At 37.2% G+C, this 14,093-nt stretch carries 13 protein-coding genes and 2 pseudogenes; 1 reads left to right on the top strand and 14 read right to left on the bottom strand.

What is annotated here, in order from left to right; translation table 11 throughout:
- The 7 genes and pseudogenes from NE558_RS06540 to NE558_RS06510 all read right to left on the bottom strand — a co-directional run.
- Positions 1–595 (bottom strand): annotated as a pseudogene (locus tag NE558_RS06540) (hypothetical protein); the annotation flags it as partial.
- A 455-nt stretch (positions 596–1,050) separates the two neighbouring features.
- Entirely contained in the window at positions 1,051–2,703 is a 1,653-nt protein-coding gene (locus tag NE558_RS06535; RefSeq protein ID WP_256149151.1) for a recombinase family protein, read from the bottom strand.
- Positions 2,651–3,622 (bottom strand): recombinase family protein, encoded by a 972-nt coding sequence (locus NE558_RS06530; RefSeq protein ID WP_256149150.1) that lies wholly within the window; start codon positions 3,620–3,622, stop codon positions 2,651–2,653. The genes NE558_RS06535 and NE558_RS06530 overlap by 53 nt, the downstream gene beginning before the upstream one ends.
- Entirely contained in the window at positions 3,579–5,219 is a 1,641-nt protein-coding gene (locus NE558_RS06525; RefSeq protein WP_256149149.1) for a recombinase family protein, read from the bottom strand. Before NE558_RS06525 ends, NE558_RS06530 begins: the two co-directional genes overlap by 44 nt.
- Positions 5,220–5,298: 79 nt before the next feature.
- Positions 5,299–5,505 carry an SHOCT domain-containing protein gene (locus NE558_RS06520; protein ID WP_256149148.1) on the bottom strand — a complete coding sequence of 69 codons (207 nt, stop codon included), beginning with the start codon at positions 5,503–5,505 and terminating at the stop codon, positions 5,299–5,301.
- A gap of 583 nt (positions 5,506–6,088) precedes the next feature.
- A complete protein-coding gene (locus NE558_RS06515; protein WP_256149147.1) occupies positions 6,089–6,538 on the bottom strand; it encodes a sigma-70 family RNA polymerase sigma factor in 450 nt (149 codons plus the stop codon).
- Between the two features lie 287 nt (positions 6,539–6,825).
- The gene (locus NE558_RS06510; RefSeq protein WP_256149146.1) at positions 6,826–7,425 is read right to left on the bottom strand and encodes a hypothetical protein; all 600 of its coding nucleotides are present in this window, start codon (positions 7,423–7,425) and stop codon (positions 6,826–6,828) included.
- Positions 7,426–7,628: 203 nt separating this feature from the next.
- On the opposite strand from NE558_RS06510, the gene NE558_RS06505 reads away from it, so the two are divergent.
- Positions 7,629–8,033: a helix-turn-helix domain-containing protein gene (locus tag NE558_RS06505; RefSeq protein WP_256149144.1), complete on the top strand. Its 405-nt coding sequence runs from the start codon at positions 7,629–7,631 to the stop codon at positions 8,031–8,033.
- Positions 8,034–8,344: 311 nt separating this feature from the next.
- Here NE558_RS06505 and NE558_RS06500 read toward each other — a convergent pair.
- From NE558_RS06500 to dapA, 7 genes and pseudogenes are all read right to left on the bottom strand, one after another.
- Positions 8,345–9,069, bottom strand: a pseudogene (locus tag NE558_RS06500) (L-serine ammonia-lyase, iron-sulfur-dependent, subunit beta).
- Positions 9,070–9,128: 59 nt separating this feature from the next.
- A complete protein-coding gene (locus NE558_RS06495) occupies positions 9,129–9,344 on the bottom strand; it encodes a hypothetical protein (RefSeq protein WP_256149143.1) in 216 nt (71 codons plus the stop codon).
- 7 nt (positions 9,345–9,351) lie between these two features.
- Entirely contained in the window at positions 9,352–9,906 is a 555-nt protein-coding gene (locus tag NE558_RS06490; protein WP_256149142.1) for a serine dehydratase beta chain, read from the bottom strand.
- Positions 9,907–10,201: 295 nt separating this feature from the next.
- Entirely contained in the window at positions 10,202–10,639 is a 438-nt protein-coding gene (locus NE558_RS06485; protein ID WP_256149141.1) for a hotdog fold domain-containing protein, read from the bottom strand.
- 327 nt (positions 10,640–10,966) lie between these two features.
- The gene (locus NE558_RS06480; protein ID WP_256149140.1) at positions 10,967–12,319 is read right to left on the bottom strand and encodes an aldehyde dehydrogenase family protein; all 1,353 of its coding nucleotides are present in this window, start codon (positions 12,317–12,319) and stop codon (positions 10,967–10,969) included.
- Between the two features lie 54 nt (positions 12,320–12,373).
- On the bottom strand, positions 12,374–13,165 hold the full coding sequence (locus tag NE558_RS06475) for an aspartate/glutamate racemase family protein (protein WP_256149139.1): 792 nt from the start codon (positions 13,163–13,165) through the stop codon (positions 12,374–12,376).
- A 27-nt stretch (positions 13,166–13,192) separates the two neighbouring features.
- On the bottom strand, positions 13,193–14,089 hold the full coding sequence (gene dapA / locus NE558_RS06470) for a 4-hydroxy-tetrahydrodipicolinate synthase (protein ID WP_256149138.1): 897 nt from the start codon (positions 14,087–14,089) through the stop codon (positions 13,193–13,195).
- Positions 14,090–14,093 lie beyond the last annotated feature (4 nt).

The following is a 14,093-nucleotide window of genomic DNA, read 5'->3' as shown; positions in this document are numbered from 1 at the left end:
TTATTGAAAGATTTCCCGTTACAAAGCAATTTTCCACACTTACAGTGCTCCCATAGGTATTGCCGATTAAGCCACCACCATAAGTGCCGCCTTGTACTGTAAGATTTCCTTGCACACCACTGTTTTTTACAGAGGCATTACCTGATGCATAGCCAACAAGACCTCCTCCGTCTTGTATGCTAATTTTTCCTTTTGCAATACAGGAATCAACCGTTCCAGTAAGATTACCTACCAATGCTCCATTTGTTGCAGTTACATTCTCTAATACAATATTTTTCAAAGTTCCTTGGCAATTCGCAAAGAAACTTCCTGTGCCTTTTGTATCCAAATTTCTAATCACATATCCATCTCCATCTAACGTCCCCGAAAACTGAGAAATAGATATCCATGTTTCGTTATTTAAATCAATATCACTGCCTAACTTGTAACACGCTGTTATATCTTCCCGAATGGAATTCAGCTGCTCTGTTGTTTCTATGATGTATGGATTCGTCTCTGTTCCCTCACCTGATTTAGTTTGAGCTGCAATTTCTACTGAAAAACTACCTAATATGAAACTAATTGAAATGAAAATTGCTACTATTTTGTTCCTCATACAAATAAACTCCTTTTAATTAAAATCTAATTTAATAACACACGAAGTGAATTATATCACATATTTTCCAAGTTAACATAAAATTAGCAATTAATTTATTTGGATAATTATGGATATAATAATTCCGCAAGCTTATTTCGAACTTTGTGATATTCTATTTTCGCTTGTATTCTAAATTGACTCGCATTTAGATTATCGCACCAACTTAGAATTGGTTAGTTCTCATTTAGTCAGTTCTCTGCAATATTTTATATCCAAATTACTTTTGACGAAAAGACGCCTCCTAATCGAGATAATGGTATAAAACTCTTCGGTTATAAGACACATTTTACAAATATTTAGCATGAAAATAACAAAACCGCCAACAATAAAACCCTTAACACTTTAAGTACTTTATTCTTAGTAGTTAAAAAATCAACAGGAGCAGGGAAAACACTCTACTCCTATTTTAATGCCTATTCATAGTAGTCCACTTCTTGTTTTACCACAATTCCTGAGTGGAACTGTATCTCCAGTTTCATTCCTTTATGTACCCTTATGGAAGAAATCAGTCTTTTTACAAGGTCTTGGTCAAACTCACTTACTTGCGGATTAACATTGCCAATCGTTTTGTCTAACTCCTCAACCCTTTGAACATAATTTTCTGCATTTTTCTGTGCTTGCACCATCTTTATTTTCGCAATTTTCAATTCATTTATCTGTTCCGATAGTTTCTTATACTCTTCGTCAAATTCTTCGCTGACAGCTCCTTCTTTTGCGTTATTTTCTATGAGTATAAGCATCTGATCTTGAATCTTTTTTATCTGTTCGTCATATTCGGTTGTAACCTCTTTGGTGCTGTAGTTACCAATAACTCTTATTACATTTTCTCGGAATGCGTCTATAAACTCCCCTGTATTTTCTACTACATTATTTATGGCTTGCATAATTGCATCATGTAGTTGTTCTTCTTTTAAGGTAGGTGAATTTTGGCATCTTGATTTTTTACCTTGTTTCAGCCTATCCTCGCATCTCCATACAGCAGATTTATCACCGTACTTGGACCATATCTGTCTACGATAGGCATGTCCGCATTCCCCACATACCATTAAATCCGACAGTATGTATTTAGAACTGTATTTGCTTTTCTCTTTTAACTCCTGATTCTTTTTTCTTGTAATCGCCGATTTATTCAAGCTTGCTCGCCTTACTTTTTCTGCCTGCACCTGATGGAATAACTCCTTTGGAATAATCGCCTCATGGTTATCTGATACATAGTACTGTCTGATATAACCATCGTTTTTCACCCTTTTCTTGGTGAGAAAATCTACTGTATAGGTCTTTTGCATACGAGCGTCACCACATAGTTTTTCGTTTGAGAGCATCTTGTCGATAGTTCCCGGATGCCACTGGTCAAGTCCTGTCACGGTCTTAATACCGTCTTTTTCTAATCCTTTACATATCTGAACAATACTGTTTCCCTCAAGATACTCCCTAAAAATCCTTTTTACAATGACAGCCTCCTTAGGTACTACAACAAGGTTTCCATCTTCATCTTTGGTGTAGCCTAAGAACTTTTTGTGATTCACCGATATGATTCCGTTTTCAAATCTTCTGGTTAGCCCCCATCGTGTATTTTCACTAATGTTTCGGCTTTCCTCTTGTGCTTGACTGCTGAGTATGGTGATTAGCAATTCTCCACCGCTTTCCATGGTGTTGATGCCCTCTTTTTCAAATATCACAGGCACATTTTTCTCTTTCAGTTTTCTGATATTTTGCAAGGCATCTACCGTATTTCTTGCAAATCTGCTGATAGATTTTGTTAATACTAAGTCTATTTTCCCATTCATACAGGCATTAATCATGGCATTAAAGTCTTCACGTTTTCTCGTCTGGGTTGCTGATTTTCCATCGTCAGCAAAGATGCCGGCACATTGCCAGTTTGGGTTGCTATTTATTTTATTAGTGTAGTAGTCAACCTGCGCCTCATAACTCCCTTCCTGCTGTTCCAGTAAGGTGCTTACTCGGCAGTAGGCGGCTACACGTAGTGTTTTCTGCTCCACTCTTAATTGTCTGTCATATTTCATTTGAGGCGGTATGATTGCCACTATTTTTTTTGGTGTAGCCATTTTTTTCATCCTTTCTCTTGTATTCTAAAATCTCACTGATTATCAGTCCGTTTATAAATTGGGTTTCCACTTTGCCGTCTTGATAAATGGTGATTTTGTCTATCATTTCTTTGAATAATTCTTCATGGAATTCCGTTAGTAGGTCTTTACCAATTAACATTTCTTTTATTTTCTGTGTCTGCACTTCATAGTCATCTATCTTGGAAGTGCTGTAAGTAAGTTCTGCCCTTTTAAATATGAGTACCGCCAGCTCTTTTGATGAGAAATCTTCATCTTCCTCAAATTGATGTATTTGATTTTCTATCTCCCGCCGTTCTTTGCTGATTTTAGGTGTTTCTTTTTTTCGAGGCATATCCAGTAGTCGTTGGTTTTTAATAAGCTGATTTACTGCACTTTTAAATACCAATTTTAATTCCTCATCTGTATAGAAAAGGTTTCTGCATAGTACTCGGTTTTTAAATATGTATTTTTTGCACTTCCACCTACTCTTTTCTGATGCCTTTCCTGAATGCTCTGTGTACTTTCTATACGGTTCGCCACATTCACCACAGTATATCTTGTTTGAAAATAGGTTTTGATTTTTCATGCTGTTTGGCTGTGCCGTGCGTCCAAGCTGTTTTTCTTTCTGTTTTCTCTTGACTTGTACCTCATCGAAGGTGGCTTTATCAATCAATTCAGGGTAAAACTCGTCACCCTTGTATTTATTGTTTTCCAGTATTCTTCCTACTGCACTATGTGTCCAATTGGTTTTGTTATTTGCATTTGGAACTTCTTTTTCACTCAGTGCTTTTGCTATAGCTACTAAAGATTTTCCTTTTAGGTATTCAGAATATATCTTTTTTACAATTTTAAATTTTTCTTTATCTATCTGTATTTTACCATTTACCATTACATAGCCTATTGGCATATGAGTTTGCATATTTGGTTTCACCTCCTGCAATGTATTCCGTCAGTTCAAGGTGATTTATAAGTCTAAATGTAATATCACCGCTGTTTCCCACTAAGACTTTATCTACGGTATGGATAAACAGTTCTTCTTGGTACTCGTCCATGATTACAGGGTTGTATTTTATGATTTGTAGTATCCTATTTGTTCCCTCAATCTCTTTTTCATAGCCATTACTCTCAAGGAGAACATTTCGTCTTTTCTTATATTCCTCAATTTCAATGTCAATTGCATTCTGTTTTTCCATAAAAATAGCAGAGTCCATATATCCTTTTATCATCACTCGATGTAGGATATGGCTCTGCTCCATTAACTCCGATATTTTATTGTTTAGTCTCAGAATTTCCTCTTCCTGTTCTTTATTCACCCTTAGCTTTTTTAAGGATTCCAAGAGTGGGTAAAGGATTTCAATATGATTGCTTACAAGCTTATTCCACATGGTTAGAAAGGCAACTTTGATTATATCCTCTCTTACTGCTTTCAAGGTACACAATCTGCTGTTTTCTATATGGTTGATACAGCACCATTGTATCTTCTCGTAAGGCTTTCCGATATAAATTTTCTGTCTGCGAAAAATTCCACCGCATTCTTTACAGATAATCTTACCACTGAATTCATAACGATTTTGGTATTTATCGCTGTCATTCATGCCCATCTGCATTCTTCGGTATTCATAAATTTCTTGAACTCTTTCTGCTTGTTCCTTTGTAATAATGGGCTCATGACTATCTTTCACGGAGTACATGGGTAGTTCTCCATGGTTTATCTTCTTTGTAAAAGGGAGTACATCTGTAGTATATGTTTTCTGCAGCAACAATTCTCCCGAATAAATTGGGTTCTGAAGTATCTGCTTTATCACGCCTTCGTTCCATTTTTCTGCTATTCGAATAGTGGGTATGTTGTCACAAGTTAAATCTCGGGCGATTGCATAACTACCTTTTCCGCTTAAGTATTCATTATAAATTTTTCGGATAATTTCAGCCTCATCTTCTTTGATAATAAGCTCACCATTTTCATCTTTGGCATATCCATATGCCACACTGCTTGGTATGTAACTGCCATCCCCAAACCTTTTGTGAATACCCCAGCGAACATTTGTAGATATATTTTCTGATTCACCTTGGGCGATAGAGCTTAGAATGGTCAGCATTTGCTCACTCTGCTCCGACATAGTAATGATATTCTCTTTTTCAAAATATACCGAAACCCCAAGAGCTTTCAGCGTTCGAATTGTCTCGATGCTGTCTACGGTGTTTCTGGCAAACCTTGTGATGGATTTTGTAATGATAAGGTCGATGTTTCCTTTCTCACATTCCCTAATCATTCTACCAAACTCATCCCGATTTTTTACCTTAGTACCGCTTGATTCATCTGCAAATATTCCAGCAAATTCCCATTCTCCTCGTTTTTCAATATATTCTTTATAGTATTTTGTTTGAGCAACATAGGAAGTATGTTGTTTTGAACTATCGGTACTGACTCTGCAGTAGGCACAAACTCTTTTCTTTGGTCTTAATTCCTTCAAGACTTTCTGCCTTACAGGTTCTATCGTTTTAACCATTTTGGTCATGAGTTTTCCTCCTTTCCCATCAGTAATCTCGCTGTTCGTAACACACAATACCCCAAAGCAATTATAATATCAAGTGTTATTACACATATACTTTTGCAAGGCATGGAGAAAAGGATTGGCGGTTTAGTTCATCGATTTGTGCATACTCAACATCAGAAACGATGCCTTTTCTCTTAAGAATGTCAAGAAACTTAAGCGACATTTTATAGTGCACTTCATTTTCAGATTGTTCTATTGTCATTTCATGCTCTTTTGCCTCTTCAGCCCCTATTTCCATTAAATCCATATTCTTTTCCCCCATCCCCATATAGTTTTTCTTAATACCACAAAAATAGGGATTACCGCTGTTTGACTTGCAACTGCAAAAGCAGATAAAGCATAGGTAATCCCCATTACTTCTGACATTAAGTCAGTTATTTTTGTTTTTGTACTTTATTGGACACTACTTCCCAAGTACTGGGCGATTTACATAAACTGAGAGTAGTTAATTCTCATCATAGGAATCTCACCTCCTGCAGGATCTCTTCAGGCTGCCCCCATTGCGATGTCTGTGGCTGGACAGAAGTATCATTATAGGCTGGATAAGGTTATGGCAATACAATCCACTATGAATTGTTTCATGAACAGACGAACCCGCTCGCTCCTTATATTGGCTGCATTTATAAAATTCAGAAGAAAAAATCCATCTTCATGGATTTTCTGATTTTACAGGAGGTCACAGCGCATCTTTCACAGTTGCTTTTCCGACTAAGGCTTATCAGCTAATGTATTTATGAAATCGGATATTTAATTTTCAAGGTACTTTGAGAGAACAAAAATCCCCCTCACTTACTTCAACGCTAAGTGAGGGGGGGTGCACACCCAGAAAATTATTTTGTCATTAAATATTTTAGTTTTTTTATAATTTTTTTCTTTCTCTTATGTATCGCATTGTGATAAACCCCTAATCTTTCTGCGTATTCACGTTCACTTTTTTCCTCATAAAAAAGAGCATTTATCAGCTCCAGCTCTTCCAAGGTAAGAAATTTTAAATTTGCAAGAAGCATTTCAATCATAACTTCCTCGATTGCTAATTCTTCCACAGTGGCTCCCTCATCACAGAATTGTACTCCCGATTCCATTAAACGCTCTAATGAATCCTCTCTGCTTGGAACAAAATAAACATTTTCCTGGGCTTCATCTACTATAAAAGTTTCACACTTTAAGTCATACTCTTGGTAAATAGCTTTTCTTGCCCCTTGTTTTAGAACCTTTATAACTTCATCATTTGCACTTGGATACATCTTTTTATAATTTGGTATCCTTTTATTTGCCGCCATTTGCTTCCCTCCGCTTCTAAATTTTGAAATATCTCAAATCAAAATCGGAAAGGTGGAGAGCGACACCGAAACAAACGATTGGACTTATCCATTTTCCCTCCTAAAAATGGGCACAAAAAAAGCCGAGAATAACATTTCTGTTACTCCCGACTCTCTAACTGCCGTATTATGAAAAATGGGTATAAAAAAACCCCGACTTTTTACAGTCGAGGTTATTTACTAATTAATTTCGTACCCATCCCACAATACAGATTATAAGTTATGCAATGTTCAAAGTCAGTACGTGGTTAGTATGCACTAAGTTCGCACTGTGTCTGAATTTCATCTTCTTTTTTAAAGAAGCTATTATTATCTTCTTCTCCGAAGTTGTTAGTTAAAACAGACTTATATTTTGGAAGTGCATACCCCCAAAGCGCAACTCCAAATAACTTAATTGCTTCTTTTTTTCTTACATAAAAGCTTGTTCTTTCCATCAATAAGCATTCAAGCAATTCATGTTCGTTTAGTGTGTTAGAATTTATATAGCAATTTGATAATATTTCATGATAGAGCTTTCCGTGCACAGGGTAATCATATATTTTAATCATTGCTGTATCAATAAGTTCAATCATCCATGAAGTTTCAAATATATATGAAACCCTATCCTTGAAGTCCGCTCTTTGCTCTGATGGTGCAAAGTCAGATAAATATGTTAACGCAGCATTTAAATCATTGCTATAATAAGATTCACATACATCTTTTATGTATTCGACCTCTTTCAGAGTTTTCCATACAACATCACGATAAATATCCAACAGCAACTTAGACTTATGAAAAACTTGCTCTTCATCAAGATTCATGCCTTCATACATAAGCGAAATATTTCTCATTGTTCTGGTAACTCTCATAGCAGACCTCCGTTTTTAATTAGTATACTTTATGATCAGTAATACTCCCCCATATCGTTAAATTGATTGACAAAGCATGAAGATTAAAGTAATATTATTGTGCAGTTTATCTTCATATAAATCATTATATGAAGATTTCCTTTATTTGTCAATACAATACAACATATTTCGTGATATTTCGCTTTACATTTTAGGAGGATTATATGAAGTTTGGAGAGAAAGTTAAAAATTTGCGAAAGGATAAAGGGCTTACACAAACGGACTTAGCAAAACAACTTGATGTTTCACTACGCACAGTAATCAGCTATGAGACTGGGAAAAGCTACCCCAAAAGAAGAGAAATATATGCTATCCTTGCAGACTGTTTTCATATTGACGTAAATTATTTACTCACAGAAGATGAAGAATTTATTGGAGAAACCAAAGAAAAATACGATATTCAATGTCCAAAAAAAACTCACGAATTAGTTGCTGAAATAAAAGGTTTATTTACTAGCTGTGAATTATCAGAAGCAGAGAAAGATGCTGTTATGCAGGCATTACAGCAGGCTTATTGGGATTCAAAGGAGATAAATAATAAGTATACCTCAAACAAAATTAGACTATAAATCACATTTTACTATCTATTATTTCTAATAGAGAAAAAGATCTTATTTGTTCCACAGAGTTAAGGGTTGCTCCTTGTGATTACTTGGCTTTAGGTTTTGAAGGCAGCCTATTCATTAAATGATTTACTATGAAATCCAAATACAAGTAAAAAAGTTATTTTTGGATGCACTTACAATTGAGTCATACTTGTTGCCAAAAGTATTTTGATATCAAGCTTCCCTTAAGGAACAGTTGTTTTAAAAATGTAAGAGGCAAAGGGTAAGGCAGAAATAGTTAAGTGATTCTGATGTCATTTTGGTCGTCGAAACCATTAGTACCCCAACTCGTTTTTTATGAATTTAGACGTCTCAGTAATTGCTAATCCACCTTTTCCTGTACAGCATAATTCACTCGGCATCAGTTTTCCAACTTCTAGCATAGAAACAATTGTTTCATCAAGAGGAATTACTTCCTCTTCCTCTACGCCGGCCATTGCCATATTGCACAAGAAATGGCATTAATCGTCCCCAAAACATTTCTACCAAGGCACGGCACTTCAACTAAATCTGCAACTGAATCACAGACCATCCCCAAAACATTTTGCAACGCAATTGAAGCTGCAGCAGCACATTGTTTAGGCGTTCCGACATATAATTGAACAACTCCTGCCGCAGCCATTGCAGAGGCGGCTCCGCATTCAGCCTGACAACCACAAATCTCTGCCGCAAATGTTGCATGCTCAGCTATGAACAGGCCCACTATTCCTGCCGCAAGTAATGCTTTTGTTCTATCTTCCTTAGATAAACACAAATGCTCAGCAACACCTAAAATAGCACCTGGAGTTACGCCACATGCCCCACCTGTGGGTGCGGCAACAATTCGTCCATACCTGCTATTAACTTCTACAACAGCCATACTCCACGCGATTGCAGTATCCATCACTCCCAATGGTATCAACCTTTGATTTTTGGAATCATTTAAATATCTGCCTGCTCTAGCATTAATTATTTGCCCTGGCTTTGGATTATTTAAGCCCTCATACACGGATTCTTCCATGACTTGAGCTATATACCCCATTTTATTATATACCTCTTCTTTAGATATACCTCCTCTTTTTACTCATAATAAACCGCACCCTCCCAATATTCAGACCCTGTTTCTTCAATCCATTTCATCATATCTTCATTTGTCAAAAAAGGAATCTCGCAATTAGCCCTAGCGAGCACTGGTAAAACTGGATTTAAAAGACGAGTCCATCTGATTTCATGCAAATTACGGATTTTATTATAAATCTCCTTGTCTAATGGTTCCCTAAATTTAACATTAACCATTATTTCATCACTTAACTACTGAAGTATAATTGACTTGTATATCTACTCCTTGCAGTAACTGAAGAACTTTAATTTCGCAGCCAATCTTTCTCATAGCAATCAATTCGTAATAGTCTCGCATAATTTGTACAGAAAAACCATTAATATCAACAATCTTAAAAATTCCCTCACCAGTAGACTGCCCTATTAGTTTAATTTGTTCTCCATTATGCGTAAGCAAACTAATTTTTGCTGTATTAGGGTGGTCGGTTTCAAATTCAGTAATATGAAAAGATACATTTACATCTTTATTTTTGGCTTCCTTTAATATGTCATGTAACCGATTATCTTCCGGATAAACTCCAAGTAATCCGCCTACTAAACCTCTGTCTGTTCCTTGCAAATTATAGCTTGAAGCAAAAGAACCAGATTTATCAAATGAAATACGAATTGTTTTTGGTATACCTAAACATAGTTGGTATCCAATCAAACCGATTCTACACGGTCCTGCTGTGTGTGAGCTTGATGGTCCAGTCATTATCGGACCCACAACATCATTAAAAATACTAGTTGGCTGTTTCATAAACTTGTTCCTCCTATATCTTTACGCCCTTAAGAAGAAAGAAAACCGTCTTCCTGAAGACTCCAAGCGGATTCGTCTTTACAAGAAATGCATAACTTACTTCTGCTTCATAGTGAAAGTGCCCCCAGTGAAAAATAAACGCTACAATTAAGTTTCTTGGCATCAATGGAATTGGGTCTCCACCTTCCTCATAAAAGTACACCTCTGATTATAGAAAAAGCGGACAAAATAAATTCGTCCGCTTATATAACTAAAGCAATGTACAATTTAAAACACAAGATACTAAAAAACTTCCTTATTCACCAGGATGCTTTCTATCTTTAAAAGATGATTCCTGAGGGCCTCTCTGATCTTTTTTTGCGATGAACAAACTGCCCGTTGCTCTTCCGCACATTACCGGAGGCTCACAAGCTGTTGCGCGCGTATCCTGAGGGTTTGTGATATCAACCATCTTAGCAACTTTCCATGCTTCAAATTTACATGTATAGGACTGGCTCCCAACTTTTTCAATCCAGCCATGGTATTCCATAAAATCACCAACATATACTGGAGCTGTGAATTCGATGTCTTTGTAGCCCAAGAACAAGCTAATGTCACCATCAACATAAACCATTAATTCTGTACCAACGTCGCCCCACTGATTCACAATTCTAGCCCCGTTTACTAAATTTCCAGTATAGTGAGCATCTTTTGCGCTCATCATTAAATGATGTACAACCTTTTTACCTACCATAACTACTTCCTCCTTTTCATTCTCCTATGTAAAATTAACAATATAATAATTCGGGTCTATGAATATGTGATTAAGAAAACTGTCTCGGGAAATCGCTTCTTAAAAAAGCCCGTTTTCATTTGTTTTTGATTAGACACTTCCAAATATTTTTCGGCATGACACTTCGAGAGGGAATTTGAATAATGTCTATCATTTAAATCCGGTCTATTCGAACTTCTCCTATATATTCCACTTATTTCATAACTTATAAGCTTCGATTTATTCATGAAATCTTTTTAAGCCTTCTCACCACTCCGTTCTTTCATAGACCCGGCACGTTCCTTGTCGTTACTTTTTAAAAATGCTAGCCGCATCCGGCACTTTTACATCAAGGGGCATTGCAATTTTTGATACATTAATCAGATGTATATAGTCAACGTTTCCTGCCAAAATATTGTTTCCCCATGTACCACATCCTTCAGATACTGCAGGTGATAGACCGTTAGTAGCAGGTCCCCACGCATCTGGTGTAGGCTGGTTTACTAACAAACGAGCCACAGGTATTTTTTCTCCGGCATACCTAATATGCTCTTGATTGTTACTGAACAGACCAGCGGTATGACCAATACCACCAGACTCTTTCATATTTCTAACTGCCATATCCACTGCCTCTTCAAATTTATCGTAGGATTTCATAACCACAATAGGTCCCATGATTTCATGACCGAAAACATCATCCTTGCCTACGCCGTCAATTTTCACTGCAAGCACCTTGGTTTCCACAGGGACATCAAAGCCCGCAGCCTTTGCAATAACGAAAGCGTCCTTGCCCACCAGACCGCTGTCTACCTTACCGTCATGAAACAACGCCTGGCGGAATTTTTCCACATCTTTAGCATCTTCGTAAACCACAAAGCCTGCATTCTTCATTTCTTCAAAGAATTTTGCTTCCACTTCTTGAGGATACAGCAATAAGTTGTCACCATCGCACAGGATACCGTTGTCACTGCCAACTGCGATTACTGTCATCTCTGCCGCTGTTTTCAGGTCATAATCTCTGTCCAAAATAACAGGAGGGTTGCCGGGGCCTACGCCGTAAGCGGGAGTTCCGCTGGAGTATGCTGCCTTGGTGAGTCCTGGTCCACCTGTTGCTAATACCAAGTCGCATTTTTCCATTAATTCGGCGGATTTTTCAATGGTTGCACCTGCCACGATCTGAATCAGGTCAGTGGGAGCGCCATTTTTTTCCAAGGCTTCTCTGATTAAGTTTACCGTTTTGGTAGAGGTTTTTTCCGCACGAGGTGCAGGGGAAATGATAATGGCATTTTTGCCTTTTAATGCGTGCATGAAGTTACCCAGAGGTGTAACCGTAGGGTTTGTAGCAGGTGTGATAGCAGCAATAACCCCTACAGGATGAGCTACCTCAATGATACCCTGCTCGGGAATTTCATTAATGATCCCTACAGATTTTTTATCTTTCAGATAATCCCAGAAAACAGCAGCCGTACCTGTATTTTTTCCAATTTTGTCTTCAACACAGCCAAGTTCTGTTTCTTCAACAGCCATCTTTGCCAGAGGTACTGCATTTTGATAAATAATCTTTGCGCTCTCATAAACCAGATGATCAATTTGTTCCTGTGTATAATCGCTGATCTCGGCGAATGCTTTTCGCGCATTGTCAATTATTGCCTGAATAGTCATATTCATTCTCCTTCTTTCTCTCTTATGTCTTTCACGAATTAAAAGTTATCTTAATTAAATCCAGCCATTATATGGTCTTTGTGCTGTTGCATTATGAAGCCAATTAATTAAGGTAATAAAATCAAATACTGGTAATTGTGTCGCTTCCTGTACTGCATAAGCATAGGGAGGCATATCACTGCATTCCAACAATATAGCTCCTAAATCATCATTTTCTTCTACCAATTCCCGTGCCAGTGCTACAATTTCTTCTTTCGCAATGCTATTATCAAAATAGCCTCTCATATTAACAACTGTAGCGAATTCTTTTGTCTTTAAGGCATCCTTTATGACAAGATTGTCTTTGTTTACAACTCCGCAGCTCTCTAAAAGTGCATTGGTCATGGAGTCTTTATTGGCAGTTAAAATACCAATTTTTTGTCCTGGTTTGATTAAAGTTTGAATCCAAGGTATCTGTACCAAGCTGCTCATAGCAACAGGAACATCCACTGCCTCCCGAACCTGCTTTTGGTAATTTCCAAAGAAGCCACAAGCACTGCAAATGGCTCTCACGCCTTCGTTTTCAACCATAGATTTCGCCGCAAAAATAATATCATCCACTATTGTGGGATCATTATTGAAAAGTCGGTCATTCGTTAAGTTGGAAACAGCCTTCATTCTAACCGGAAAATTATAGGTATAAGCATTCACTACATTACCCGGTAAAATTGGGTAATTGATGTTTTCAATATATACAATACCAACTGAATACCCTGCTACTTGTTGTCCCTGTATTCCTTTGTAATAACCTCCGTCATTGCCGGGTGTTAAATAACCATAACGTCTACCATCCATATATTTACTCATATCAAGACCTCCTCTGTTGGGAATCTTTTATTTTACTTTGTAACCAAGCCTTTTGAGTTCTTCACGCATTTTTGCTCTTAATTCATCACTGGGCTGTGTAAGAGGCTTTCTTACAATGCCTCCTGGCAAACCGATAGCATCCAAACCTGCCTTCACGGGTCCTGGGTATGGTTCTGCTTCCATTAAATCATAGAAAGGAACAAGTTTTTGATTCAGTTCTGCTGCTGCTCTAAAGTCATTTTTAACTACTGCTAAGTCATACATTTCTCGCATTTCTTTGGGTAAAAGATTAAAAACAATAGAAAATGCACTCTTAGAACCCAGTGAATATGTGGGCATAAGAAGATGTTCCTCCGCCTCCATAACAACAAAATCAGGGATATCTCTTACTGCTGCATAAGTTTGGCTAGTATGACGTTCATCAATAGTTTCTTTTACAGCAACAATGTTATCAATCAATGCCAATCTACGAATAAATTCCGGTGACAATTCAACGCAAGTTGAACCGGGATTATGATAAATTACAATGCCGATTTTAGAGCCTTCTGCGATTTCTTTGAAGAATTCATAAATGCCTTCTTCACTTGTCTGCTGATAAAATGGTGGCAATACCAAACCCCATTTTGCCCCACAATCTGCTGCATAGTTTGTCAATTCAATGGTTGCTTTTGCAGTATATTCGCCAGTTCCTGCCATAACAGGAACTCTGCCATTGGCAAATTCACAACCTTTTTTAATAACCTCTTTTCTTTCCTCCAACGACATCATATGATATTCGCCGGTACTCCCTCCTACTAATATCCCATGCATTCCATTTTCGATTGTGTAATCAATAATGGTTTTATATGCATCAAAATTGATACTTTCATCTGTATGAAATGGGGTAACCAGTGGTACAAAAAGTCCAATAGGTGCTTTACTCATAATA

This window comes from Anaerotignum propionicum, assembly GCF_024461735.1.
GTDB lineage: Bacteria > Bacillota > Clostridia > Lachnospirales > Anaerotignaceae > Chakrabartyella.
Note: the sequence above shows the minus strand (reverse complement) of the source record. Positions and strands in the feature narration are given on the sequence as shown.

Bases quoted from the DNA above. Each gene is read 5' to 3' on its own strand.
- NE558_RS06525 (WP_256149149.1), bottom strand. From the start codon at position 5,219: ATGACCAAAATGGTTAAAACGATAGAACCTGTAAGGCAGAAAGTCTTG.
- NE558_RS06510 (WP_256149146.1), bottom strand. From the start codon at position 7,425: ATGAGAGTTACCAGAACAATGAGAAATATTTCGCTTATGTATGAAGGC.
- NE558_RS06490 (WP_256149142.1), bottom strand. From the start codon at position 9,906: ATGAAACAGCCAACTAGTATTTTTAATGATGTTGTGGGTCCGATAATG.
- NE558_RS06485 (WP_256149141.1), bottom strand. From the start codon at position 10,639: ATGGTAGGTAAAAAGGTTGTACATCATTTAATGATGAGCGCAAAAGAT.
- NE558_RS06495 (WP_256149143.1), bottom strand. From the start codon at position 9,344: ATGGTTAATGTTAAATTTAGGGAACCATTAGACAAGGAGATTTATAAT.
- NE558_RS06535 (WP_256149151.1), bottom strand. From the start codon at position 2,703: ATGGCTACACCAAAAAAAATAGTGGCAATCATACCGCCTCAAATGAAA.
- NE558_RS06515 (WP_256149147.1), bottom strand. From the start codon at position 6,538: ATGGCGGCAAATAAAAGGATACCAAATTATAAAAAGATGTATCCAAGT.
- NE558_RS06475 (WP_256149139.1), bottom strand. From the start codon at position 13,165: ATGAGTAAATATATGGATGGTAGACGTTATGGTTATTTAACACCCGGC.
- NE558_RS06505 (WP_256149144.1), top strand. From the start codon at position 7,629: ATGAAGTTTGGAGAGAAAGTTAAAAATTTGCGAAAGGATAAAGGGCTT.
- NE558_RS06480 (WP_256149140.1), bottom strand. From the start codon at position 12,319: ATGACTATTCAGGCAATAATTGACAATGCGCGAAAAGCATTCGCCGAG.
- dapA (WP_256149138.1), bottom strand. From the start codon at position 14,089: ATGAGTAAAGCACCTATTGGACTTTTTGTACCACTGGTTACCCCATTT.
- NE558_RS06520 (WP_256149148.1), bottom strand. From the start codon at position 5,505: ATGGATTTAATGGAAATAGGGGCTGAAGAGGCAAAAGAGCATGAAATG.
- NE558_RS06530 (WP_256149150.1), bottom strand. From the start codon at position 3,622: ATGCAAACTCATATGCCAATAGGCTATGTAATGGTAAATGGTAAAATA.